Annotated in this window: 18 protein-coding genes; 9 read left to right on the plus strand and 9 right to left on the minus strand. The window is 68.3% G+C overall.

What is annotated here, in order from left to right:
- Positions 1 to 401 precede the first annotated feature (401 nt).
- The gene (locus ACFIMZ_RS15515) at positions 402 to 2,006 is read right to left on the minus strand and encodes a multicopper oxidase family protein (protein ID WP_431820272.1); all 1,605 of its coding nucleotides are present in this window, start codon (positions 2,004 to 2,006) and stop codon (positions 402 to 404) included.
- Positions 2,007 to 2,181: 175 nt separating this feature from the next.
- Positions 2,182 to 2,403 (minus strand): hypothetical protein, encoded by a 222-nt coding sequence (locus ACFIMZ_RS15520; RefSeq protein ID WP_431820273.1) that lies wholly within the window; start codon positions 2,401 to 2,403, stop codon positions 2,182 to 2,184.
- 166 nt (positions 2,404 to 2,569) lie between these two features.
- Between ACFIMZ_RS15520 and ACFIMZ_RS15525 the strand changes: the two genes are divergently transcribed.
- Positions 2,570 to 2,797 carry a hypothetical protein gene (locus ACFIMZ_RS15525; protein WP_431820274.1) on the plus strand — a complete coding sequence of 76 codons (228 nt, stop codon included), beginning with the start codon at positions 2,570 to 2,572 and terminating at the stop codon, positions 2,795 to 2,797.
- A 169-nt stretch (positions 2,798 to 2,966) separates the two neighbouring features.
- On the opposite strand, the gene ACFIMZ_RS15530 is transcribed toward ACFIMZ_RS15525, so the two are convergent.
- Together ACFIMZ_RS15530 and icd are read right to left on the minus strand one after the other, a co-directional pair.
- Entirely contained in the window at positions 2,967 to 5,195 is a 2,229-nt protein-coding gene (locus tag ACFIMZ_RS15530) for an NADP-dependent isocitrate dehydrogenase (protein WP_431820275.1), read from the minus strand.
- 278 nt (positions 5,196 to 5,473) lie between these two features.
- Entirely contained in the window at positions 5,474 to 6,730 is a 1,257-nt protein-coding gene (gene icd / locus ACFIMZ_RS15535) for an NADP-dependent isocitrate dehydrogenase (protein WP_431820276.1), read from the minus strand.
- A 273-nt stretch (positions 6,731 to 7,003) separates the two neighbouring features.
- On the opposite strand from icd, the gene ACFIMZ_RS15540 reads away from it, so the two are divergent.
- From ACFIMZ_RS15540 to ACFIMZ_RS15560, 5 genes are all read left to right on the plus strand, one after another.
- On the plus strand, positions 7,004 to 7,582 hold the full coding sequence (locus tag ACFIMZ_RS15540) for a pseudouridine synthase (RefSeq protein ID WP_431820277.1): 579 nt from the start codon (positions 7,004 to 7,006) through the stop codon (positions 7,580 to 7,582).
- Between the two features lie 267 nt (positions 7,583 to 7,849).
- Positions 7,850 to 8,074, plus strand: a complete 225-nt coding sequence (locus tag ACFIMZ_RS15545; protein ID WP_071733224.1) for a hypothetical protein — start codon at positions 7,850 to 7,852, stop codon at positions 8,072 to 8,074.
- Positions 8,075 to 8,235: 161 nt separating this feature from the next.
- Complete coding sequence (locus tag ACFIMZ_RS15550) at positions 8,236 to 8,736, plus strand: DUF192 domain-containing protein (RefSeq protein ID WP_431820278.1); 501 nt, start codon at positions 8,236 to 8,238, stop codon at positions 8,734 to 8,736.
- Positions 8,737 to 8,944: 208 nt separating this feature from the next.
- The gene (gene fusA, locus ACFIMZ_RS15555) at positions 8,945 to 11,059 is read left to right on the plus strand and encodes an elongation factor G (protein ID WP_431820279.1); all 2,115 of its coding nucleotides are present in this window, start codon (positions 8,945 to 8,947) and stop codon (positions 11,057 to 11,059) included.
- 161 nt (positions 11,060 to 11,220) lie between these two features.
- Positions 11,221 to 12,231, plus strand: a complete 1,011-nt coding sequence (locus ACFIMZ_RS15560) for a HoxN/HupN/NixA family nickel/cobalt transporter (protein WP_431820280.1) — start codon at positions 11,221 to 11,223, stop codon at positions 12,229 to 12,231.
- Positions 12,232 to 12,561: 330 nt separating this feature from the next.
- Here ACFIMZ_RS15560 and ACFIMZ_RS15565 read toward each other — a convergent pair whose 3' ends face one another.
- From ACFIMZ_RS15565 to ACFIMZ_RS15575, 3 genes are read right to left on the minus strand one after another with little or no spacing between them, the layout of a single operon-like run.
- Positions 12,562 to 13,011: a hypothetical protein gene (locus ACFIMZ_RS15565; protein WP_431820281.1), complete on the minus strand. Its 450-nt coding sequence runs from the start codon at positions 13,009 to 13,011 to the stop codon at positions 12,562 to 12,564.
- A gap of 52 nt (positions 13,012 to 13,063) precedes the next feature.
- Complete coding sequence (locus tag ACFIMZ_RS15570) at positions 13,064 to 13,996, minus strand: hypothetical protein (protein ID WP_431820282.1); 933 nt, start codon at positions 13,994 to 13,996, stop codon at positions 13,064 to 13,066.
- A 37-nt stretch (positions 13,997 to 14,033) separates the two neighbouring features.
- Positions 14,034 to 14,879: an aldo/keto reductase gene (locus ACFIMZ_RS15575; protein WP_431820283.1), complete on the minus strand. Its 846-nt coding sequence runs from the start codon at positions 14,877 to 14,879 to the stop codon at positions 14,034 to 14,036.
- Positions 14,880 to 15,048: 169 nt separating this feature from the next.
- Between ACFIMZ_RS15575 and ACFIMZ_RS15580 the strand changes: the two genes are divergently transcribed.
- Positions 15,049 to 15,795: a GntR family transcriptional regulator gene (locus tag ACFIMZ_RS15580; protein ID WP_059616015.1), complete on the plus strand. Its 747-nt coding sequence runs from the start codon at positions 15,049 to 15,051 to the stop codon at positions 15,793 to 15,795.
- Positions 15,796 to 16,071: 276 nt separating this feature from the next.
- Here ACFIMZ_RS15580 and ACFIMZ_RS15585 read toward each other — a convergent pair whose 3' ends face one another.
- Positions 16,072 to 17,466: a CoA transferase gene (locus ACFIMZ_RS15585; protein ID WP_431820284.1), complete on the minus strand. Its 1,395-nt coding sequence runs from the start codon at positions 17,464 to 17,466 to the stop codon at positions 16,072 to 16,074.
- A 139-nt stretch (positions 17,467 to 17,605) separates the two neighbouring features.
- Here ACFIMZ_RS15585 and ACFIMZ_RS15590 point away from each other — a divergent pair, with 139 nt between their 5' ends.
- Positions 17,606 to 18,838 (plus strand): citrate/2-methylcitrate synthase, encoded by a 1,233-nt coding sequence (locus ACFIMZ_RS15590; protein ID WP_431820285.1) that lies wholly within the window; start codon positions 17,606 to 17,608, stop codon positions 18,836 to 18,838.
- On the opposite strand, the gene ACFIMZ_RS15595 is transcribed toward ACFIMZ_RS15590, so the two are convergent.
- Positions 18,811 to 19,134: a DUF2917 domain-containing protein gene (locus ACFIMZ_RS15595; protein ID WP_431820286.1), complete on the minus strand. Its 324-nt coding sequence runs from the start codon at positions 19,132 to 19,134 to the stop codon at positions 18,811 to 18,813. The two genes, ACFIMZ_RS15590 and ACFIMZ_RS15595, sit on opposite strands and share 28 nt — an antisense overlap.
- A gap of 238 nt (positions 19,135 to 19,372) precedes the next feature.
- On the opposite strand from ACFIMZ_RS15595, the gene mdtD reads away from it, so the two are divergent.
- The gene (gene mdtD / locus ACFIMZ_RS15600) at positions 19,373 to 20,809 is read left to right on the plus strand and encodes a multidrug transporter subunit MdtD (protein WP_431820287.1); all 1,437 of its coding nucleotides are present in this window, start codon (positions 19,373 to 19,375) and stop codon (positions 20,807 to 20,809) included.
- Positions 20,810 to 20,839 lie beyond the last annotated feature (30 nt).

Raw genomic sequence — 20,839 nt, forward strand, 5'->3', positions numbered from 1 at the left:
CTCGCCTTCTGCACGCGCTTCGTCACGGCACGGTGGTGTTTGCCGTTTGCGATACGTCAGCAGAGACCCGTCCGGCAAGACCAGCCCCCTGTCGCATCGTGTGAAGTTCGTGCTTCAGAGTATAGGGACCGCCATCTGGAACAAACATGAGACGGGTACGTAATTGACCCCACGTCATGTAGTACTTGTCTCACTCGGCTGGCGAAACCGTGACGACGTGCGTCAGCGACCACATCGAGCGTTAGCTCGTGGCGTTAGTCAGGCGGGAAAAAGCAAGATTTGACCGCGCGTCCCAATCGGTCACGCGCAGCGAAATGCGCGGCATCGCGCAGCACTTGCGCATCGAAAGCCGGCGCGCGGCTTGCCGCAGCCGCGCCTTTCGATGGGCGCGGCGCGGCCGATTACACGACCTTCAGCGTCCCCATCATCCCGAGATCTTCGTGCTCGAGGATGTGGCAGTGGAACATGCGCTCGCCACGCAGGTCCTGCGTCGTGAGCAACGTCACGGTTTCGCCGCTGCGCACGTTCACCGTATCGCGCCATGCGCGGAACGGCTCCGGCGTGCGGGCGCCGCCCGACGCGCGCTCGATCACCTGGAATTGCGTGCCGTGCAAGTGGAACGGGTGATCCATGTCGGTTTCGTTGCGGATCGTCCAGCGCTCGACGTCGCCCGCGCGGCTCGTCAGTGTCGCCCGGTGCGGTGCATAGACATCACCGTTGATCGTGAAGCGCATGCCGGCCGGACGGCCATGCGCCGGCGCGGCCATCATCGCGTCCATGTCCATTTCCTCGCCGAACGCCACCGACTTGTCCGCGACCGGCTTCCCGAGCTCGGGCACCACGCGCAGCGTCGCGGGCAGCGTTCGCGCGGCAGCCGGCGCAAATGCGACGTCGGCGAGCGGCAGCGCCGGATCCGGCGGCAGGCTGCCGTGCCCGTCGTCCGACATCGCCATCTTGCGCCGGTCGTATTCGGCCGCGACCAGCACCGCGCGCGACGCGCGCTCGCCCGCGCGCACCAGCAGCTCCGCGCGCTCGCCCGGCGCGAGCAGCAGCGACGTGACGCGGCGCGGCGCTTCCAGCAGCCCGCCGTCGGTGCCGGCCTGCTCGAACGCACGCCCGTCGTCGAACGCGAGCCGCAGATAGCGCGCGCTGCACGCGTTCCACACGCGCCAGCGCTCGTCGCCGGCGACCTCGACGCGCGGCCGTCGCGCGCCATTGACCAGCACGAACTGGCCTTCGCGGCCATTCATCCAGTCCATCATGTCGTTCGGCGCAATCGTGCCGTCGCGAGCGAGCTTCAGATCGGACACGAACAGGTTGCGCTCCGGCCAGCCGGCGAGCGGGTCGTCCGCCGCGCGTACGACGAACGGCCCCGCCAGCCCGCGAAACACCTGCTCGGCCGTCATCATGTGCGGATGCGGGTGATACCAGTACGTGCCCGCGCTCCCCTTCGGCAGCGTGAACCGATAGACGTGCGACGCGCCCGGCGCGACCGGCCCGGACGGATTGCCGTCCTGATCGGGCGGCACCGGCAGCCCGTGCCAGTGTATCGTCGACGGTTGCGGCAGCCGGTTCACGAAACGGATCTCGACCGTATCGCCTTCGCGGACGTCGATCAGCGGCCCGACGACCGGCCCCTGGGCGCCGTCGCCGAATTGCCAGAACGTCGTCGGTCGCGCGCCGCGCAGCATCGGGCGCGCGACCGGCTGCGCGACGAGCGTCGCACGAAACGTCCCGGGCTCGCGGCTCTCGTTCGCGAGCGTGCGCAGCGACGCCAGCGGCGCGCCGTCCGGCAGCGCATCGGCGGCGGCGAGCGGGGCCGGACGCGCCGCCGGCGCATGCTTGCCGTGCTGACCGTGCGACGCCATGCCCGACATCCCGGGCATGTCGTCCATCTCCATGTCGGCCATGCCGGCGTGACCCGCGTGCTGCGCCCACGCGCTGCGCGCGACCAGCGACGCGACGGCGACGCCGACGGCGTGCGACAGGAAGGTTCTCCGTATCATCAATCGTTCCTTGTTCTCGACGGTATGGTTCGGGAAGCAGCGGCTGCCCGCGTCATCATAACCGGGCGCCCGCCCTGTTAAGTGACCGCCACATCCAGGCGGCGAAACGCCGCATGCCCGGCGCACACGCGTGCCTCTCCCACCGCTCCACCTCCTCGTGATCGCGTGACGACGGTCACTCCGCGACCATGCCGTGCGTGTCGCGCGCTTCGCTCGTCAAACCCGTCCAAAATTTCACGATGCGGAACAGGCCCTTGCCTTGTAAAAATTCGTGGTGCAGAGCACAAATATCCTGTTTCGCGATGCCAAAACCCGTTCCGCAATGCAAAACAAAACATGCAACAGATTGTTTTTTAACGACAATTTTTGTTTTGATCAGTGCTTCTACGCGCACCATCCGAGCGGGCCCCGGACGTAGACTTCTTCACATGCACTGGCGTTACGCAGCGACGTTCGGCACACACCACCGACGAACCCGACGCAACCGCCAGTCGAGCCAGAACCTGCCGGACACCGGCAGGCGGCGCAAAGGAATCGCGTGTGATCAGATAGGGAGAACGGAAATGAAGGGATTTCGCTTTGGTTCAGCGCTCGGGTCGTTCTACATCCTGCCGGGCAACGGCGGCTGGGAAGCGACGTTCGGCAATGCATTGCTCGGCGCGTTCTCGTGCCCCGAACATGCGGTCGACCACATCGCGCGCGGCGTGAACTGCCCGGAACTGTCCGAACTGGACACGGCAACCCTCGATATCCCGGGCGAGATCGCCGAGTGGGAAATCGTCCACGTCTGAGCATGACCCATCATGAAAAACGCCCCGGGCATCCGGGGCGTCTTCGTTTCGATCGGCAGGCAATCCGGACGGCGGGCGGCATCGCCTGCGCGGATCGCTGATCCACGCCGCGTTGCTCAACCCGCCTCCCGTCGTCATGCATGCGATCGCGCAGACCGCACGGACTGCGTCAGGCGATCGCGTCGACGATGCCGTTCAGCGTCGCGCTCGGACGCATCGCCTGGCTCGTCTGGTCGACGTTCGGGCGATAGTAGCCGCCGATGCTCGCCGGCTTGCCCTGCGCCGCGCCCAGCTCCTCGAGGATGCGCGCCTCGTTGTCGGCGAGTGCCTTCGCGACGCCGGCGAACTGCGCCTGCAGCGCCGCGTCGTCGGTTTGCGCGGCAAGCGCCTGCGCCCAGTACAGGCACAGGTAGAAGTGGCTGCCGCGGTTGTCGAGGCCGCCGACCTTGCGCGCCGGAGACTTGTTCTCGTCGAGGAACTTGCCGGTCGCCTGGTCGAGCGTCTTCGCGAGCACGAGCGCCTTCGGGTTGCCGTAAGCCTGGCCGAGGTGCTCGAGCGACGCCGCGAGCGCGAGGAATTCGCCGAGCGAATCCCAGCGCAGGAAGCCCTCTTCGACGAACTGCTGGACGTGCTTCGGCGCGGAGCCGCCCGCACCCGTTTCGAACATGCCGCCCCCCGCCATCAGCGGGACGATCGACAGCATCTTCGCGCTGGTGCCGAGCTCCATGATCGGGAACAGGTCGGTCAGGTAGTCGCGCAGCACGTTGCCCGTCACCGAGATCGTGTCCTTGCCCGCGCGGATGCGCTCGAGCGAGAAGCGGGTCGCGTCGACCGGCGTCATGATGCGGATGTCGAGGCCGTTCGTGTCGTGATCCTTCAGGTAGCGCTCGACCTTCGCGATGACCTGCGCGTCGTGCGCGCGCGCCGGATCGAGCCAGAACACGGCCGGCGCGCCGGTCGCGCGTGCGCGGTTCACCGCGAGCTTGACCCAGTCCTGGATCGGCGCGTCCTTGGCCTGGCACATGCGCCACACGTCGCCCGCTTCGACCGCGTGCTCGAGCAGCACGTTGCCCGCTTCGTCGGTGACGCGCACGACGCCGTCCGCCGGAATCTGGAACGTCTTGTCGTGCGAACCGTACTCTTCGGCCGCCTGCGCCATCAGGCCGACGTTCGGCACGCTGCCCATCGTGACCGGGTCGAACGCGCCATGCTGCTTGCAGTCTTCGATGACGGCCTGGTAGACGCCCGCGTAGCAGCGGTCCGGAATCACGGCCTTCGCGTCGTACAGCTCGCCGTCCGGGCCCCACATGCGGCCCGACTCGCGGATCATCGCCGGCATCGACGCGTCGACGATCACGTCGCTCGGCACGTGCAGGTTCGTGATGCCCTTGTCGGAGTTGACCATCGCGAGGCGCGGACGCGCCGCATACACGGCCTTGATGTCGGCTTCGATCGCTTCACGCGTGTCGGCCGGCAGGTCCTTCAGGCGCGCGTACAGGTCGCCGATGCCGTTGTTCGGGTTGAAGCCGGCTTGCGCGAGCACGTCGGCGTGCTTCGCGAGCGCGTCCTGGTAGTACACCGACACGGCGTGGCCGAACAGGATCGGGTCCGAGACCTTCATCATGGTCGCCTTCAGGTGCACCGAGAACAGCACGCCCTGCGCCTTCGCATCGGCGATCTGCGCTTCGAGGAAGCTGCGCAGCGCCTTCTTGCTCATCACCGACGCGTCGATGATCTCGCCGGCCTTGACGGCCGTCTTTTCCTTCAGGACCTGCTTCGTGCCGTCGGCCTTCGTCAGCTCGATCTTCACGCTGCCGGCATCGGCGATCAGCGCCGACTTCTCGCTGCCGTAGAAGTCGCCTTCGCTCATGTGCGCGACGTGCGCCTTCGAGTCGGCCTGCCACGCGCCCATCTTGTGCGGATGCTTGCGGGCGTAGTTCTTGACCGACAGCGGCGCGCGGCGGTCGGAGTTGCCTTCGCGCAGCACCGGGTTCACCGCGCTGCCCTTGATCTTGTCGTAACGGGCCTTGACGGCCTTCTCTTCATCGGTCGACGGCTCTTCCGGATAGGCCGGCAGCTTGTAGCCCTGCGCCTGCAGTTCGGCGATCGCGGCCTTCAGCTGCGGCACCGACGCGCTGATGTTCGGCAGCTTGATGATGTTCGCTTCCGGCTTCAGCGTGAGCTGGCCCAGGTCGGCCAGATCGTCCGAACCCTTCTGCTCGGGCGGCAGGACGTCCGCGAATGCGGCGATGATGCGGCCGGCGAGCGAGATGTCGCGCGTCTCGACGGCGACGCCGGACGAACGCGTGAAAGCCTTGACGATCGGCAGCAGCGAGTAGGTCGCGAGCGCGGGCGCTTCGTCAGTGAGGGTGTAGATGATCTTGGGCGAAGTGGACATGGTCGATGCGTTGCTACGTGAAAATTGGGACTGGAGATCGCCGGCGGTAACCGGCGGGAGGGCGACCGGGTCGGTCGCGAATGGGAAAGCGCGCGTCTAGCCGGGCGCTGGTGTTGCGAGGGCCGTCATGTTCTACCTTGCAAGGCACGCGGGCCGCGATGCGGCGTCGCGTTTCCGGGCACCGGACCGCCCTGCCAAACCTGCCATCCACGAAACACCCCGGCGCCGGCAGTGGGCGCCGGGGCGGCCGGCAATGCGCCGGCACACCCCGGAGGGACTTACATGTTCTCGATCAGCACTTCACCGAAGCCCGAGCACGACACCTGCGTCGCACCTTCCATCAGGCGCGCGAAGTCGTACGTGACGCGCTTCTGCTGAATCGACTTTTCCATCGCGGCGATGATGGTGTCGGCCGCCTCGGTCCAGCCGAGATGGCGCAGCATCATTTCGGCCGACAGGATCTCGGAACCGGGGTTCACGTAATCCTTGCCCGCGTACTTCGGCGCGGTGCCGTGGGTCGCCTCGAACATCGCGACCGAATCCGACAGGTTCGCGCCCGGCGCAATGCCGATGCCGCCGACCTGCGCGGCCAGCGCGTCGGAGATGTAGTCGCCGTTCAGGTTCAGCGTCGCGATCACGTCGTACTCGGCCGGGCGCAGCAGGATCTGCTGCAGGAACGCATCGGCGATCGAATCCTTGATGACGATCTCGTTACCCGTCTTCGGGTTCTTCACCCGCATCCACGGGCCGCCGTCGATCAGCTCGCCGCCGAACTCCTTCTGCGCGAGCGCGTAGCCGGCGTCACGGAACAGGCCTTCCGTGAACTTCATGATGTTGCCCTTGTGCACCAGCGTGACCGACTTGCGGTCGTTGTCGATCGCATACTGGATCGCCTTGCGCACGAGACGCTCGGTGCCTTCGGTCGACACGGGCTTCACGCCGATCCCCGAGGTTTCCGGGAAGCGGATCTTCTTCACGCCCATCTCGTCCTGCAGGAACTTGATGACCTTCTTCGCCTGCTCCGAGCCGGCCGCCCATTCGATGCCCGCGTAGATGTCTTCCGAATTCTCGCGGAAGATCACCATGTCGATCTTTTGCGGCTCGCGCACCGGCGACGGCACGCCCTTGAAGTACTGGACCGGGCGCAGGCACACGTACAGGTCGAGCTCCTGGCGCAGCGCGACGTTCAGCGAGCGGATGCCGCCGCCGACCGGGGTCGTCAGCGGCCCCTTGATCGACACCACGTATTCCTTCAGCACCTGCAGCGTCTCGTCCGGCAGCCACACGTCCGGGCCGTAGACCTTCGTCGCCTTCTCGCCCGCGTAGATCTCCATCCAGTGGATCTTGCGCTTGCCCTTGTACGCCCGTTCGACCGCGGCGTCGACGACCTTGATCATGACCGGCGTGATGTCGAAGCCCGTGCCGTCGCCTTCGATGTAGGGAATGATCGGCTGGTCGGAAACGTTGAGCGTGTAATCGTGGTTGACGGTGATCTTGTCACCGCCGTCCGGAACCTTGATGTGCTGATACGGCATGATCGACTCCAGTGACGTGGCTGAGCAGGTAATTCTGGTCGAAGCTGCGTGCGCCAGGGAGCGCATCAAGGCCACCCCCGTGACTGCCGCAGCGAGCCGCTATTCTAGCGCCCCATTCGGGAGCGGCGGCGCGATGCGCGGCGCTGCGTATCAAGTCTTCCCTTATGTCTTATATAAGACAGATGACTTGGCGTTCCGTATTATGCATTAAGATTCCGCCATTTGCCATAGACCGCCCGGCGCGCACCGCCACCCCGGGCGCGCGTCCTTGCCATGACCTTGATCGCCCTCAACAAGCCGTTCGGTACGATTTGCCAGTTTTCCGCGCACGAAACGCGGCCGTCGCTCGGCGACTGGGTAAAGACGCCCGGCGTCTACGCGGCCGGCCGGCTCGACGCGGACAGCGAAGGCCTGCTGCTGCTCACCGACGACGGCGCGCTGCAGGCCCGCATCGCCGAGCCGCGCCACAAGCTCGTCAAGCGCTACTGGGCGCAGGTCGAAGGCGCGCCGGGGCCCGCCGACCTGAAGGCGCTCGCGCGCGGCGTCGATCTCGGCGACTACGTGACGCGCCCGTGCCGCGCCGAATTCATCGAGCCGCCCGACGCGCTGTGGCCGCGCAATCCGCCGATCCGTTACCGCGCGGCGATCCCGACCACCTGGATCGAACTCGCGATCACCGAAGGCAAGAACCGCCAGGTGCGCCGGATGACGGCGGCGGTCGGCTTTCCGACGCTGCGTCTCGTGCGGGTCGGCATCGGTTTACTGGATATATTCGCGCTCGGCATTTCTCCCGGAGAAACAATCGCCCTGCCGCCGCGTGCGCCGTGGGACGGTTTCGCGCGCATCGAGTGACATTTGCGTGACGCGTGATTTTTTTCGTCAACCACCTGCGAAGATCGTGCGTTAAACGACGCAGATGCCACCCTGAGCTATCCGGCATTGGCGTCCGAGCCGCTTTTGCGTCGTGCAAGCGACGTTTTTTCGAATGCGATTCGGCGCCCGCAGCGCAAAGAGAAATTTCTTGGAGCGTCTGTCAACCGAAAGGTGGATGGCACCGTTAGACGACATGACTCCTATGCCGGGTCATTTGGTTAATTAACTAAAGCTGAGGAACACAACATGAACAAACTGATCGCCGCTCTGGTCGCTGGCCTCTTCGCAACGGCAGCTTTCGCACAAGCTTCGGCACCGGCAGCTGCTCCGGCAGCTCCGGCAGCAGAAAAGGCAGAAGCTGCTTCGGCACCGGCGAAGAAGGCTGCTAAGAAGCACCACGCAAAGAAGCACCACGCTTCGAAGAAGGCTGCTGCTAGCGCCGCTGAAGCCCCGGCTGCTGCTTCGAACTAAGTAAGCAAGCTGTAAAAATAACGCAGTCAAGAACCAGCAGTTGCCGTTCTTACGGCGTTGAAAGGCAGGTCACCGCAAGGCGATCTGCCTTTTTCTTTTGTGTGCCCGCGCGTGCGCTTCGCGTACCATGCGGGTCTCGTTTTCCCGAAAGGAGCCCTGCTGTGCGATTCTCCCTGCGCTCGTCGCTCGGCCGCCTTGCGCGCGCCGCCATGTTCCCCGTCGCGTTCGCCGTCGCCGCGCTCGGCATGCAAGCCGCCGTCGCGCAGATGCCGCCCGGCGCCAAGCAGCCGAGCGAGTTCCCGCGCGCGAAGCTGCGCGCCGGCATGTACGTGATCGACGCGGCCGTCGCGGCCAACGACGCCGACCGCGAACAGGGGCTGATGTATCGCTCGCAGCTCGCGCCGAACGAAGGGATGCTGTTCGTGTTCAACGAGAACGCGGTGCACTGCTTCTGGATGAAGAACACGCTGATCCCGCTGTCGATCGCATTCATCCGCGCGGACGGCACGATCACCGACATCGACGAGATGCAGGCCGAGACGACCAGCAACCACTGTCCGCGCAACAACGGCGTCTATGCGCTCGAGATGAGCAAGGGCTGGTTCGCGGCGAAGGGCATCAAGCCCGGCATGAAGCTCGACGGGCTGCCGAAGCCGCAGTGACGCGCGCCGCGCCGCGGCGCGACGCCATGCATGCCGGCCGGCCGCCTCGCGCGCGCCGGCTTTTTTTTCGCCCGGCGCCCGTCTTGATTCCGGCCATGCGGCCCGCATCTGCAAAAGCCACACGCAAGCGCTATCCTTTAATTCTCACTTGATTCCCCCCGGTCCGGCGCAGCCGGCCGGCTTACGACCCGAACCACTGGAGGTTCACGTGCCCCGCAAAACCCCCATCGAGCGCTATCGCAACATCGGGATCAGCGCTCACATCGATGCCGGCAAAACCACGACTACCGAACGCATCCTGTTCTATACCGGCGTGAGCCACAAGATCGGCGAAGTGCACGACGGCGCGGCCACGATGGACTGGATGGAGCAGGAGCAGGAACGCGGCATCACGATCACGTCGGCCGCAACGACCGCGTTCTGGAAGGGCATGGCCGGCAATTATCCGGAACACCGGATCAACATCATCGACACCCCCGGGCACGTCGACTTCACGATCGAAGTGGAGCGTTCGATGCGCGTGCTCGACGGCGCATGCATGGTCTACGACTCCGTCGGCGGCGTGCAGCCGCAGTCGGAAACCGTGTGGCGCCAGGCGAACAAGTACAAGGTGCCGCGCATCGCGTTCGTCAACAAGATGGACCGCGTCGGCGCGGACTTCTTCCGCGTGCAGCGGCAGATCGGCGAGCGCCTGAAAGGTGTCGCCGTGCCGATCCAGATTCCGATCGGCGCGGAGGACCATTTCCAGGGTGTCGTCGATCTCGTCAAGATGAAGGCGATCGTCTGGGACGACGAGAGCCAGGGCGTGAAGTTCGCCTACGAGGACATCCCGGCGAACCTGGTCGAGCTCGCGCACGAATGGCGCGAGAAGATGGTCGAGGCCGCCGCCGAAGCCAGCGAGGAACTGCTCGAGAAGTACCTGACCGACCACCACTCGCTGACCGAGGACGAGATCAAGGCCGCGCTGCGCAAGCGCACGATCGCCAACGAGATCGTGCCGATGCTGTGCGGCAGCGCGTTCAAGAACAAGGGCGTGCAGGCGATGCTCGACGCGGTGATCGACTACCTGCCGTCGCCCGTCGACGTGCCCGCGATCCTCGGCCACGATCTCAATGACAAGGAAGCGGAGCGTCATCCGAGCGACGACGAGCCGTTCTCCGCGCTCGCGTTCAAGATCATGACGGACCCGTTCGTGGGCCAGCTGATCTTCTTCCGCGTGTATTCGGGCGTCGTCAACTCGGGCGACACGGTGCTGAATCCGACCAAGGACAAGAAGGAACGGCTCGGCCGGATCCTGCAGATGCACGCGAACGAGCGCAAGGAAATCAAGGAAGTGCGCGCGGGCGACATCGCGGCCGCGGTCGGCCTGAAGGAGGCGACGACGGGCGACACGCTGTGCGACCCGGGCAAGCCGATCATCCTCGAGAAGATGGAGTTCCCGGAGCCGGTGATCTCGCAGGCGGTCGAGCCGAAGACCAAGGCCGACCAGGAAAAGATGGGCCTCGCGCTGAACCGCCTCGCGCAGGAAGACCCGTCGTTCCGCGTGCAGACCGACGAGGAATCGGGCCAGACGATCATCTCCGGGATGGGCGAGCTCCACCTCGAGATCATCGTCGACCGGATGAAACGCGAGTTCGGTGTCGAGGCGACGGTCGGCAAGCCGCAGGTCGCGTATCGCGAGACGGTGCGCACCGCCGCGGACGACGTCGAGGGCAAGTTCGTCAAGCAGTCGGGCGGCCGCGGCCAGTACGGCCACGCGGTGATCAAGCTCGAGCCGAACCCCGGCAAGGGCTACGAGTTCCTCGACGAGATCAAGGGCGGCGTGATTCCGCGCGAGTTCATCCCGGCGGTCGACAAGGGCATCCAGGAGACGCTGAAGAGCGGCGTGCTCGCGGGCTATCCGGTCGTCGACGTGAAGGTGCACCTGACGTTCGGCTCGTACCACGACGTCGACTCGAACGAAAACGCGTTCCGCATGGCCGGCTCGATGGCGTTCAAGGAAGCGATGCGCCGCGCGAAGCCGGTGCTGCTCGAGCCGATGATGGCAGTCGAGGTCGAGACGCCCGAGGACTTCATGGGCAACGTGATGGGCGACCTGTCGAGCCGGCGCGGCATCGTGCAGGGCATGGAGGACATCGCGGGCGGCGGCGGCAAGCTCGTACGCGCCGAAGTGCCGCTCGCCGAGATGTTCGGCTACTCGACGTCGCTGCGCTCGGCGACCCAGGGTCGCGCCACGTACACGATGGAGTTCAAGCACTACGCGGAAACGCCGGCGAACGTGTCGGATGCAGTGATCAACGCGAAGCGCACCGACACGCGGTAACGTAGGCCCAGGCCGCACTCGAAGCCCGTCCGTTCGCGGACGGGCTTTTTTTTGGTTCATCGAGGATGACCGGGAAACCCCGCGCAGGATTTTTGACCGGGCTGCAGCGCTTTTTTGCCCGTGCCACAATCCGCCGCAATCCGTCTGATGAATCGATGCCGATGCCGCCCACCCGTGCCCTGCGCAGCCTGCTGATGCTCTATGCGGGACTGCTCGCCGCCAATGCGGCCGTCTGGCTGTGGGCGTTCGCGGCGCTGCGCGAGCGGCCGCTGCTGCTCGGCACGGCCGCGATCGCGTATGGGCTCGGGCTGCGCCACGCGGTCGACGCCGATCACATTGCCGCGATCGACGTCGCGACGCGCAAGCTGATGCAGGAAGGCCGGCGTCCGCTGACGGTCGGCCTGTTCTTCTCGCTCGGCCACTCGACGATCGTGGTCGCCGCGACGCTCGGCGTCGCGCTGAGCGCGTTCGCGCTGCGCGAGCGCTTCGATGCGTTCCGCGACATCGGCGGCACGATCGGCACCGCGGTGTCCGCGACGTTCCTGCTCGTGCTCGCGTGCGTGAACCTCGCGATCCTGTGCGACGTGTGGCGGCGTTACCGCGACGGCGGATCGGGTGGCGCCGACGCCGCGCACACGCATCGCAGGGCCGGCGTCATCGCGCGCCTGCTGCGTCCGCTGTTCCGGTTCGTCACGAAGAGCTGGCACATGTATCCGGTCGGCGTACTGTTCGGACTTGGTTTCGATACTGCAACTGAAATCGGCCTGCTCGCGATCGCCGCCGCGCAGGCGAGCCAGGGCCTGCCGCTCTACGCGATCCTGCTGTTTCCCGCGCTGTTCATGGCCGGCATGACGCTGATCGACTCGACTGACAACGTGCTGATGATCCACGCGTACGGCTGGGCGATCGACGATCCGCAGCGCAAGCTCCTGTACAACGCGAGCATCACGTTCGTCTCGGCGGCCGTCGCGCTTGCGATCGGCGGCATCGAAGCCGCCGGGCTGCTCGCAGACAAGCTCGCGCTGACGGGCCCCGTGCGCGACGCGCTCGACGCGGTCGGCGAGCGGTTCGGCGCAGTCGGATACGGGATCGTCGCGCTGTTCCTGATCTGCTGGATCGCGTCGATCCTGTTCCACCGCTGGCAGCGCGCGGCCGACGCGCCGGCGCGCTGATCTTCCTCCAGACGTTTCATTCCGGAAACAAAACCCCCTCCCCAGCGTTTCAGGATCCGTCCTACGCAACGCGCGCGCCTTGCGGCACGGGCGTGAGCGGCCGATGGCACGGATCTCGCAGATAAGGCTGCGCACGGCGGGCCCGCGTGCCGATCGACGTTCCAGGCCAGCGCCATGCGCCGGCCCTGACGGGATCGGCCGCCGAAACCACAACGCATCTCCGGCTCCCGCGCACCACACGCACACAGCCGCGCGGCGACGAGGCATCGCGCGCTTTGGGAGGCCAATCATGCATAAGACGAAAGAGCCGTTCCGCGCGGCGGGACGGTGCTACCGCGCGACCTTGCTGGCCGCGGCCGCGTTCGCTTGCTGCTGCGGTTCATATGCCGTCGCGCAGGACGCAACGTCCCTCAGCCCTGTCGCCGAACAGTCGGGCGACGACGCCCCACCCTTCACCGCGCCATTGCGGGTCGCGCAGGACGCGATGCCCGACGCCGCGCCCGCGGCACCCGTCAGCGCCGACGTTGCGGCGCCCGTTGCCGGGCACGCAGCCGCATGCGCCGCCGATCCGTATGCGTGCGCGCCCGGCAAGTACGCCAGCGGCGGTGTCGGCGGCAGCGGTGTCGGCGGCAGCGGTGGCGCCGGCAGCGGAAGCGGCGCCAGCCCGGGCAGCGGAAGCGGCAGCAGCGGGAGTAGCGGAAACGGCACCGTCGGGCCCGCAGGCGTCAGCGGAACGGTAGGCTCGACCGTGGGTGGCGCGACCGGCAATGGCCGCAGCAACGGCAACTCCACCGGCAATGCGTCTGGCAGCGGCGGATCCGGTGGCGGGAATTCAGGTGGTGGAACCTCGGGTGGCGGCACTTCGGGTCGCGGCACTTCGGGCGGCGGTACTTCCGGTGGCGGTACTTCGGGTGGCGGTACTTCCGGTGGCGGTACTTCGGGTGGCGGCACTTCCGGTGGCGGTACTTCCGGTGGCGGTACTTCCGGTGGCGGTACTTCCGGTGGCGGCACTTCGGGTGGCGGCACTTCGGGCGGCGGCACTTCGGGTGGCGGCACTTCGGGTGGCGGCACTTCGGGTGGCGGCACTTCGGGTGGCGGCACTTCGGGTGGCGGTACTTCGGGTGGCGGTACTTCGGGTGGCGGTACTTCGGGTGGCGGTACTTCGGGTGGCGGTACTTCGGGTGGCGGTACTTCGGGTGGCGGTACTTCGGGTGGCGGTACTTCGGGTGGCGGCAATTGCGGCTGCGGAGGCCACGGCGGTGCTGGCGGCGGTGCCGGCGGTGGTGCCGGCGGTGGTGCTGGCGGTGGTGCTGGCGGCGGTCACGGCAACGGCGGCGGTGCTGGCGGCGGTGCTGGCGGCGGTGCTGGCGGTGGTGCTGGCGGTGGTGCTGGCGGTGGTGCTGGCGGTGGTGCTGGCGGTGGTCACGGCAACGGCGGAGGTGCCGGCGGTGGTGCCGGCGGTGGTGCCGGCGGTGGTGCCGGCGGTGGTGCCGGCGGTGGTGCTGGCGGTGGTGCCGGCGGTGGTGCCGGCGGTGGTGCCGGCGGTGGTGCTGGCGGCGGTGCTGGCGGCGGTCACGGCAACGGCGGAGGTGCTGGCGGTGGTGCCGGCGGCGGTGCCGGCGGTCATGGCAACGGCGGCAACGGCGGCCACGGCAACGGTGGCGGCAACGGCAATGGCAACGGCAGTGGCGGCGGCGGCAACGGTGGCGCCAACGGCGTCGGCAATGGCAACGGCGGTCACGGCAACGGCGGGTCGGGCGGCCACGGCCACTGATCGGCGGTGGCGTCCGGCGCCATCGTGGTCAGAGCATTTCGAGCGCGCGCTTGCTGCGCGGTGGACGAAAGTACGCGTCCAGCTGCGCACGCTCGCCATCGCTCAACACGAGATCGAGCGCGGCGCGGTTGTCGCGCACGTGCTCGATCCGCGCCGCCTTCGGGATCGCGAACACGCCGGGCTGCGCGAGCACCCAGGCAAGCGCGACACGCATCACCGACACGCCGCGCACGCGGGCGATTTCGTCGAGCGGCGAGCGTTTCGGCAGACGCGCATGATCGACCGGGCTGTACGCCATCGCCGGGATCCGGCGCGCCGCGAGCCACGGGAGCAGATCGAACTCCGGCCCGCGCCGCGCGAGGTTGTAAAGGATCTGATTGGTCGCGCACGCCGCGCCGCCCGCGTCGTCGACGAGCTCCTGCATGTCGGCCGTATCGAAGTTGCTCACGCCCCAGTGGCGGATCTTGCCGGCGCGGCGTAGCGCGTCGAAGCCCTCGACCGTCTCCTCGAGCGGCACCGAGCCGCGCCAGTGCAGCAGATAGAGGTCGACGCGATCGGTGCGCAGGCGCTTGAGGCTTGCCTCGCAGGCGGCCACGACGCCCCGGCGGCTCGCATGATGCGGATACGCCTTGCTGACGAGAAACACGTCTTCGCGCAAGCCGTCGAGCGCGTCGCCGACGAGCTCCTCGGTCGCGCCGTCGCCGTACATCTCGGCGGTGTCGATCAACGTCATGCCGAGCGCGATGCCCTCGCGCAGCGCGGCAATTTCGTCCGCGCGCCGGGACGCGCGCTCGCCCATCTCCCATGTCCCCTGCCCCAGCTTCGGGATCGTCTCGCCATCGGGCAGGACAACCGTGGCGATCGTGTCCGTCATCATGCGTTCCTCAATGCAAATTCATGGCCGCACGCGGCGGCGGTGGTACGGAATGCGACGCATCAGTGTAGCCATTCGGCGCGGCGCGCGACTGCCGTGCGGCAAAAACCGGCTATAACAGCGCCGCATGATGACTTAGAATGGCCGCAACCTGATCGATACCCATTCCATGAAGTCAACGACGGACGACCGCTGGCAGGACCTGCGCCCCGACCCCGACAACGATACCCCGCTCTATCTGCAGCTCGCCCGCAAGCTCGGCGACGCGATTCACGACAACCGCTGGAGAGCCGGCGAGGCGCTGCCGTCCGAGCGCGTGCTGTCGGAGGCGCTCGGCGTGTCGCGCATCACCGCGCGCAAGGCGATCTCGCTCCTCGTCGAACAGGGGCTGATTCGGCGCACCCAAGGCGCGGGCAATTTCATCCAGCTGCGCTACGAGGATCCGCTGTCGCGCCTGTCGAGCTTCAGCGAGATGCTCGAACGGCGCGGCTTCAAGCCGAGTTCGCAGTGGCTCTCGCGCGAGATCCAGCCCGCGAGCCGCGACGAAGTGATCCAGCTCGGCCTGTCGCCGGCCGCGTCGGTTACACGGTTGAAACGCCTGCGCCTCGCCGACGGCATCGTGATGGCCGTCGAGAACTCGACGTTTCCCGCGACGCTGATCCCCGATCCGCAGGCGATCGGCGATTCGCTGTACAGCTACCTCGAAGCGCGCGGCACGCCGATCGTGCGCGCGCTGCAGCACTTCCGCGCGGTCAACGCGACCGACGAGATCGCAAGGCAGATGGGCATCGCGCCGCACGACGCACTGCTGCTGATCACGCGGATCGGCTACACGGCCGACCAGCGCGCGATCGAGCTGACCGACACCTACTGCCGCAACGACTACTACGACTTCGTCGTCGAGCTGCGCAAGTAATTCGCCCCCCGCGCGAGCGCCCCATAGGGCCTGTTCACGCTAATAACGGGCTTGCGCTGGCCGCCAGAAGGGCCGAGCGCGAGGAGCATGACGCGGCGATCGGCCCTTCTGGCGGCCAGCCCCACGAATGAATTTCCAAGATCAGGGGAACGTGCCTTGCCGGCCGCATTGCGGCGTCGCGCGTCGCTTGTTTGGCTCGGCCAAACGGCGCTCCTTGCGCCTTGCACTACGACCGGCAAGACACGTTCGCAAGCCCGTTATTAGCGTGAACAGGCCCTATTCGATCCAGCGCGGTTCGTCCGCCCCGAGCGGCACGGGCGGCAATGCGAAGAACGGCGGCGTCGCCGACAGCCGTTCCGCCGGGCGCACCGCATCGACGACGCCGAACGGCGACGCGATCCGGTCGAGCCGGTCGAACACGTCGTCGGGCATGATTTCGGGCGCGTGCGCGCCGTCCGGCACGAGGCCGAACGACTGCAGCCAGCGGCCCGTCTGCGCAAGCGACAGCCGCACCTGCCAGCTGCCGCCTTCGCGCGCGCGGCGCGCCAGCGCGATCATCGCGCCGAACGCCGCGAGATAGCCGGTCGCATGATCGAGCGCCTGGCACGGCAGGTGACGCGGCGCGTCCGCGTGGGCCGCCTGCCGCTCGCGCCATGCGATCCCGCTCGCGGACTGCACGAGGCTGTCGAAGCCGCGCCGCCGCGACCATGGCCCCGCGTGCCCGTACGCGGAAATCGACACGCACACGATGCCCGGCCGCAGCGCCGCCAGCGCGTCCGGCGAAAAGCCGCGCAAGGCGAGCGCGCCGGGACGGTACGCCTCGACGAACACGTCCGCCTGCCGCGCAAGCCGCTGCAGCGCGTCGACGCCCGCGGCATCGCGCAGATCGAGCCATGCGGACCGCTTGCCGCGCCCGTTGTCGATCACGAGCGGCGCAATGTTCGGCAGATGCGGGCCATTGACGAGCAGCACCTGCGCGCCATGCGACGCGAGCGTGCGGCCGGCGACCGGGCCCGCGATGATGCGCGTGAGATCGAGCACGCGCACGCCCGCGAGCGGCCGGCTCGCCGCGCCGCCGCCGAGCGCCTGCACCGGCGCGTCGCCGATGCGTTCGATCTCGAACAGCGGCAGCGCCTCGAGCGCGCGCGCCTGCTCGTGCGCCGTCCATTCGTCAGGTGTTCTGATCAGCGCCGCGCACAGGCCCGCGTCCGCGAGTGCGGCGTCGAGCGTCGCGGCGTCCCGCGTGCGGATCGCCGCCGCAACCTCCGCCCGGCTCGCGCCGCAGCCGAGCACGCCGAGTATGCCGCGCAGGTGATGCGGGAAGTTCGCGTGCAGCTGGATCCAGCGCGCATCGCGCGTCTCGTAGAAGCCCGTCACCGGATGTCGCAGCTCCGGTGGCGGCCCGTCGTCGACGCGCAGGTAGCGTTCGCTGCGAAACGCGACGAGCGCGTCGCGCACCGACACGTCGACGCGTTGCTCGACGCCCGTGCGAAGCCGATGGCACTCGGCGGCCGCCAGCCCGGCCGCCGCGATCGACGCCGCGGCCAGCGTGCCGACATGGAACGCCGACGGCAGCGCCGGATCCTGCCCGTCGATCGCGACGCGCGCGAGCGCGCCGGGCTCGCCGTGCGCGAGCTGCCAGAGATGCGTCAACGCGAGCCTGGGCGTCATGATCGGTCGCCTCGCGGAAGGGAATATCGAATCGAGTCTAGAATTCGCCGCAGGCGCGATCAACCTTGATCGCACATCCCGCCATCACGATTGACTGCAGCGGGGCCGCGCGCGACGCGGCCCGACAGGAGCGATCCGCATGACGTCTCTCAGCGCCCCCGAAGCCGCCGACATACTGGGCGTCAGCGTGAGCACACTCTATGCGTACGTGAGCCGCGGCCTGCTGCGCTCGCTGCCCGATGGCGACAGCAAGCGCCGCCGCTACGACGCGGACGAAGTGCGCCTGCTCGCGCGCCGCCGCGCCGATGCGAAGCGCGCGGGCGGGGTCGCCGAACGTTCGCTCGACTGGGGCGTGCCGGTGCTCGAATCGCGCATCACGCAGATCGCCGACGGCCGCCTGTTCTATCGCGGCGCCGACGCGATCGCGCTCGCCGCCGACGCGACGCTCGAAGCCACTGCCGCGCGGCTCTGGGACTGTCCGCCCGCACGGCTCGCCGCGGCACCCGCCGCGACCGGCGGCTTCGACGCCGCGCAGTGGCAGGACTGGGCGCGCCCGTGGGCGCATCTCGCGCCGCTCGAGCGCACGCTCGTGCTGCTGCCGGCCGCGGCCGCGTCGATCCCCCGCATCTGGGCGCAGGGGCGAGAAGCGCAGCTCGATACCGCCGCACTGCTGCTGCGCGTCGCGACCGCCGCGCTCGCGGGCATCGCGCCCGGCGACGCGCCGCTGCATCGCCAGCTCGCCGACGCGTGGCAGGTGCGCGGACGCGGCGAGGCCGACCTGCTGCGCCGGGCGCTCGTGCTGTGCGCGGATCACGAACTGAACCCGTCGACGTTCGCGGTGCGCTGCATCGCGTCGACCGGCAGCCACCTGTTCGGCGCGATCGCGGGCGGGCTCGCGGCGCTGGCCGGCCCGCGCCACGGCGGCGAGACGTTCCGGGCCGGCACGCTGCTCGACGAAGCGGCCCGCGCCGCCGACCCGGACCGCTATCTGGCGTTCCGCCTCGCGCACGACGAACGCGCGGCCGGCGGCCGCGCGGCGCTGTCCGGCTTCGGCCATCCGCTCTATCCGGCCGGCGACCCGCGCGCGCAGGCGCTGCTCGGCGCGCTGCAGGCCGCGGCGCCGGACCGCCCCGCGCTGCGCGCGGCGCTCGCGCTCGCCGCGCGCGTCGAAGCGGCAACCGGGCAGCGGCCGACGATCGATTACGCGCTCGCGGCGCTGGAACGCACGCTCGCGCTGCCCGACGGCGCCGCGTTCACGCTGTTCGCGGCCGGCCGCACGGCCGGCTGGATCGCGCACGCGCTCGAACAGTACGCGGACGGCAAGCTGATCCGGCCGCGCGCGCGCTACGTCGGCAGCGACGCGCCGGCCTGACGGCGGCGCCCGCGCCACGCGGCCAGACGCTGCCGCAGCGCCGCGGCGAACGGCGCCGCCCGGTCATCCGCGCGGCTCAGCGTGAAGCGCGCCCCGCGCGATCCGGCGCTGACCCAGATTTGCGCGCCGGGCCCGAGCACCAGCCTGTCGCCAGGCCGCAGCCAGTGATCGGCGGGCTCGCCCTCGATCGTCAGCCACACTTCCCCCGCCGTGACGCGCAGCACGCTGCGGCGGACCAGCCGCCACCGCCCGGCGGGCTCGTCGGCATCCAGTTCGTAGAGTCGCAGTTCACGCATGGCCCGCTCCCGGTCGTGGTCGATCGCACCCGTCCAGTATCCGGACAGCGGCAGCACGCTCACAGATACGCCCGCAGACACTTTCGGCTGAACTGTACCGGTCCATCGGGCGACGCACCTCCGCCCGCGGGCACGGGGTCGAAACTGCGCGGCGCAGCGGCTTTCCCTACAATGTCGGCTGTCCTGCATTCGCGCGGCGCCGCCCGCGTGTCCACGTTTCAATGTTCGCCCGCCGCCCATGTTTCAACGCCCGCCCGCCGCCGCCCCCGGCGAAAAGAACCTCACCGTGATGCTCTGGCTCGTCGCGACGGGCTTCTTCATGCAGACGCTCGACGCGACGATCGTCAACACCGCGCTGCCGTCGATGGCGGCGAGCCTCGGCGAATCGCCGCTGCGGATGCAGTCGGTCGTGATCGCGTATTCGCTGACGATGGCGGTGATGATCCCGGTGTCCGGCTGGCTCGCCGATACGCTCGGCACGCGACGGGTGTTCTTCAGCGCGATCCTGGTCTTTTCGCTGGGCTCGCTGCTGTGCGCGAACGCGCACACGCTGCCGCAGCTCGTCGCGTTCCGCGTCGTGCAGGGGATCGGCGGCGCAATGCTGCTGCCGGTCGGACGGCTCGCGGTGCTGCGCACGTTCCCGGCCGAGCGCTACCTGCCGGCGCTGTCGTTCGTCGCGATCCCGGGCCTGATCGGCCCGCTGATCGGCCCGACGCTCGGCGGCTGGCTCGTGAAGGTCGCGTCGTGGCACTGGATCTTCCTGATCAACGTGCCGGTGGGCGTCGCGGGCTGCATCGCGACCTACTATTCGATGCCCGACGCGCGCAATCCTGCCGTCGGCCGCTTCGACCTGAAGGGCTATCTGCTGCTGACGATCGGCATGGTCGCGATCTCGCTGTCGCTCGACGGGCTCGCCGACCTCGGCATCCAGCATGCGGCCGTGCTCGTGCTGCTGATCCTGAGCCTCGCGTGCTTCGTCACCTACGGGCTGTACGCGGTGCGCGCGACGCAGCCGATCTTCTCGCTCGAGCTGTTCCGGATCCACACGTTCAGCGTCGGCCTGCTCGGCAACCTGTTCGCGCGGATCGGCAGCGGCGCGATGCCGTACCTGATCCCGCTGCTGCTGCAGGTGAGCCTCGGCTACACCGCGTTCGAGGCGGGCCTGATGATGCTGCCGGTCGCGGCGGCCGGGATGTTCTCGAAGCGCCTCATCACGCACCTCATCATGAAGCACGGCTACCGCACCGTGCTGCTCGCGAACACGATCATGGTCGGCGTGATGATGGCGAGCTTCGCGCTGATGCACGATTCGATGCCCGTGTGGCTCAAGGTCGCGCAGCTCGCGCTGTTCGGCGGCTTCAACTCGATGCAGTTCACCGCGATGAACACGTTGACGCTGAAGGATCTCGGCACCGGTGGCGCGAGCAGCGGCAACAGCCTGTTCTCGCTCGTGCAGATGCTGTCGATGAGCCTCGGCGTGACGGTCGCGGGCGCGCTGCTCGCGACCTTCACCGGGATGCTGCGCACCGTGACGCCGAGCAACACGCTGCCCGCGTTCCACGCGACCTTCATCTGCGTCGGCGTGATCACCGCGGGATCGGCGTGGATCTTCGCGCAGCTCGCGCCGGAGATTCGCGGCGCGGCACGCAAGACCGATCCGTCCGAGCGCGCATGACGCGGGCCGGCGCGCCCCGGTTCGGACGGC

Source organism: Burkholderia sp. F1 (assembly GCF_050813845.1).
Lineage (GTDB): Bacteria > Pseudomonadota > Gammaproteobacteria > Burkholderiales > Burkholderiaceae > Burkholderia > Burkholderia ubonensis.

What these genes read in the sequence shown, in the direction of transcription:
- ACFIMZ_RS15515 (WP_431820272.1), bottom strand. Translation starts at nt 2,006, where the DNA reads ATGATACGGAGAACCTTCCTGTCGCACGCCGTCGGCGTCGCCGTCGCG.
- ACFIMZ_RS15520 (WP_431820273.1), bottom strand. Translation starts at nt 2,403, where the DNA reads ATGGTGCGCGTAGAAGCACTGATCAAAACAAAAATTGTCGTTAAAAAA.
- ACFIMZ_RS15525 (WP_431820274.1), top strand. Translation starts at nt 2,570, where the DNA reads ATGAAGGGATTTCGCTTTGGTTCAGCGCTCGGGTCGTTCTACATCCTG.
- ACFIMZ_RS15530 (WP_431820275.1), bottom strand. Translation starts at nt 5,195, where the DNA reads ATGTCCACTTCGCCCAAGATCATCTACACCCTCACTGACGAAGCGCCC.
- icd (WP_431820276.1), bottom strand. Translation starts at nt 6,730, where the DNA reads ATGCCGTATCAGCACATCAAGGTTCCGGACGGCGGTGACAAGATCACC.
- ACFIMZ_RS15540 (WP_431820277.1), top strand. Translation starts at nt 7,004, where the DNA reads ATGACCTTGATCGCCCTCAACAAGCCGTTCGGTACGATTTGCCAGTTT.
- ACFIMZ_RS15545 (WP_071733224.1), top strand. Translation starts at nt 7,850, where the DNA reads ATGAACAAACTGATCGCCGCTCTGGTCGCTGGCCTCTTCGCAACGGCA.
- ACFIMZ_RS15560 (WP_431820280.1), top strand. Translation starts at nt 11,221, where the DNA reads ATGCCGCCCACCCGTGCCCTGCGCAGCCTGCTGATGCTCTATGCGGGA.
- ACFIMZ_RS15575 (WP_431820283.1), bottom strand. Translation starts at nt 14,879, where the DNA reads ATGACGGACACGATCGCCACGGTTGTCCTGCCCGATGGCGAGACGATC.
- ACFIMZ_RS15580 (WP_059616015.1), top strand. Translation starts at nt 15,049, where the DNA reads ATGAAGTCAACGACGGACGACCGCTGGCAGGACCTGCGCCCCGACCCC.
- ACFIMZ_RS15585 (WP_431820284.1), bottom strand. Translation starts at nt 17,466, where the DNA reads ATGACGCCCAGGCTCGCGTTGACGCATCTCTGGCAGCTCGCGCACGGC.
- ACFIMZ_RS15590 (WP_431820285.1), top strand. Translation starts at nt 17,606, where the DNA reads ATGACGTCTCTCAGCGCCCCCGAAGCCGCCGACATACTGGGCGTCAGC.
- ACFIMZ_RS15595 (WP_431820286.1), bottom strand. Translation starts at nt 19,134, where the DNA reads ATGCGTGAACTGCGACTCTACGAACTGGATGCCGACGAGCCCGCCGGG.
- mdtD (WP_431820287.1), top strand. Translation starts at nt 19,373, where the DNA reads ATGTTTCAACGCCCGCCCGCCGCCGCCCCCGGCGAAAAGAACCTCACC.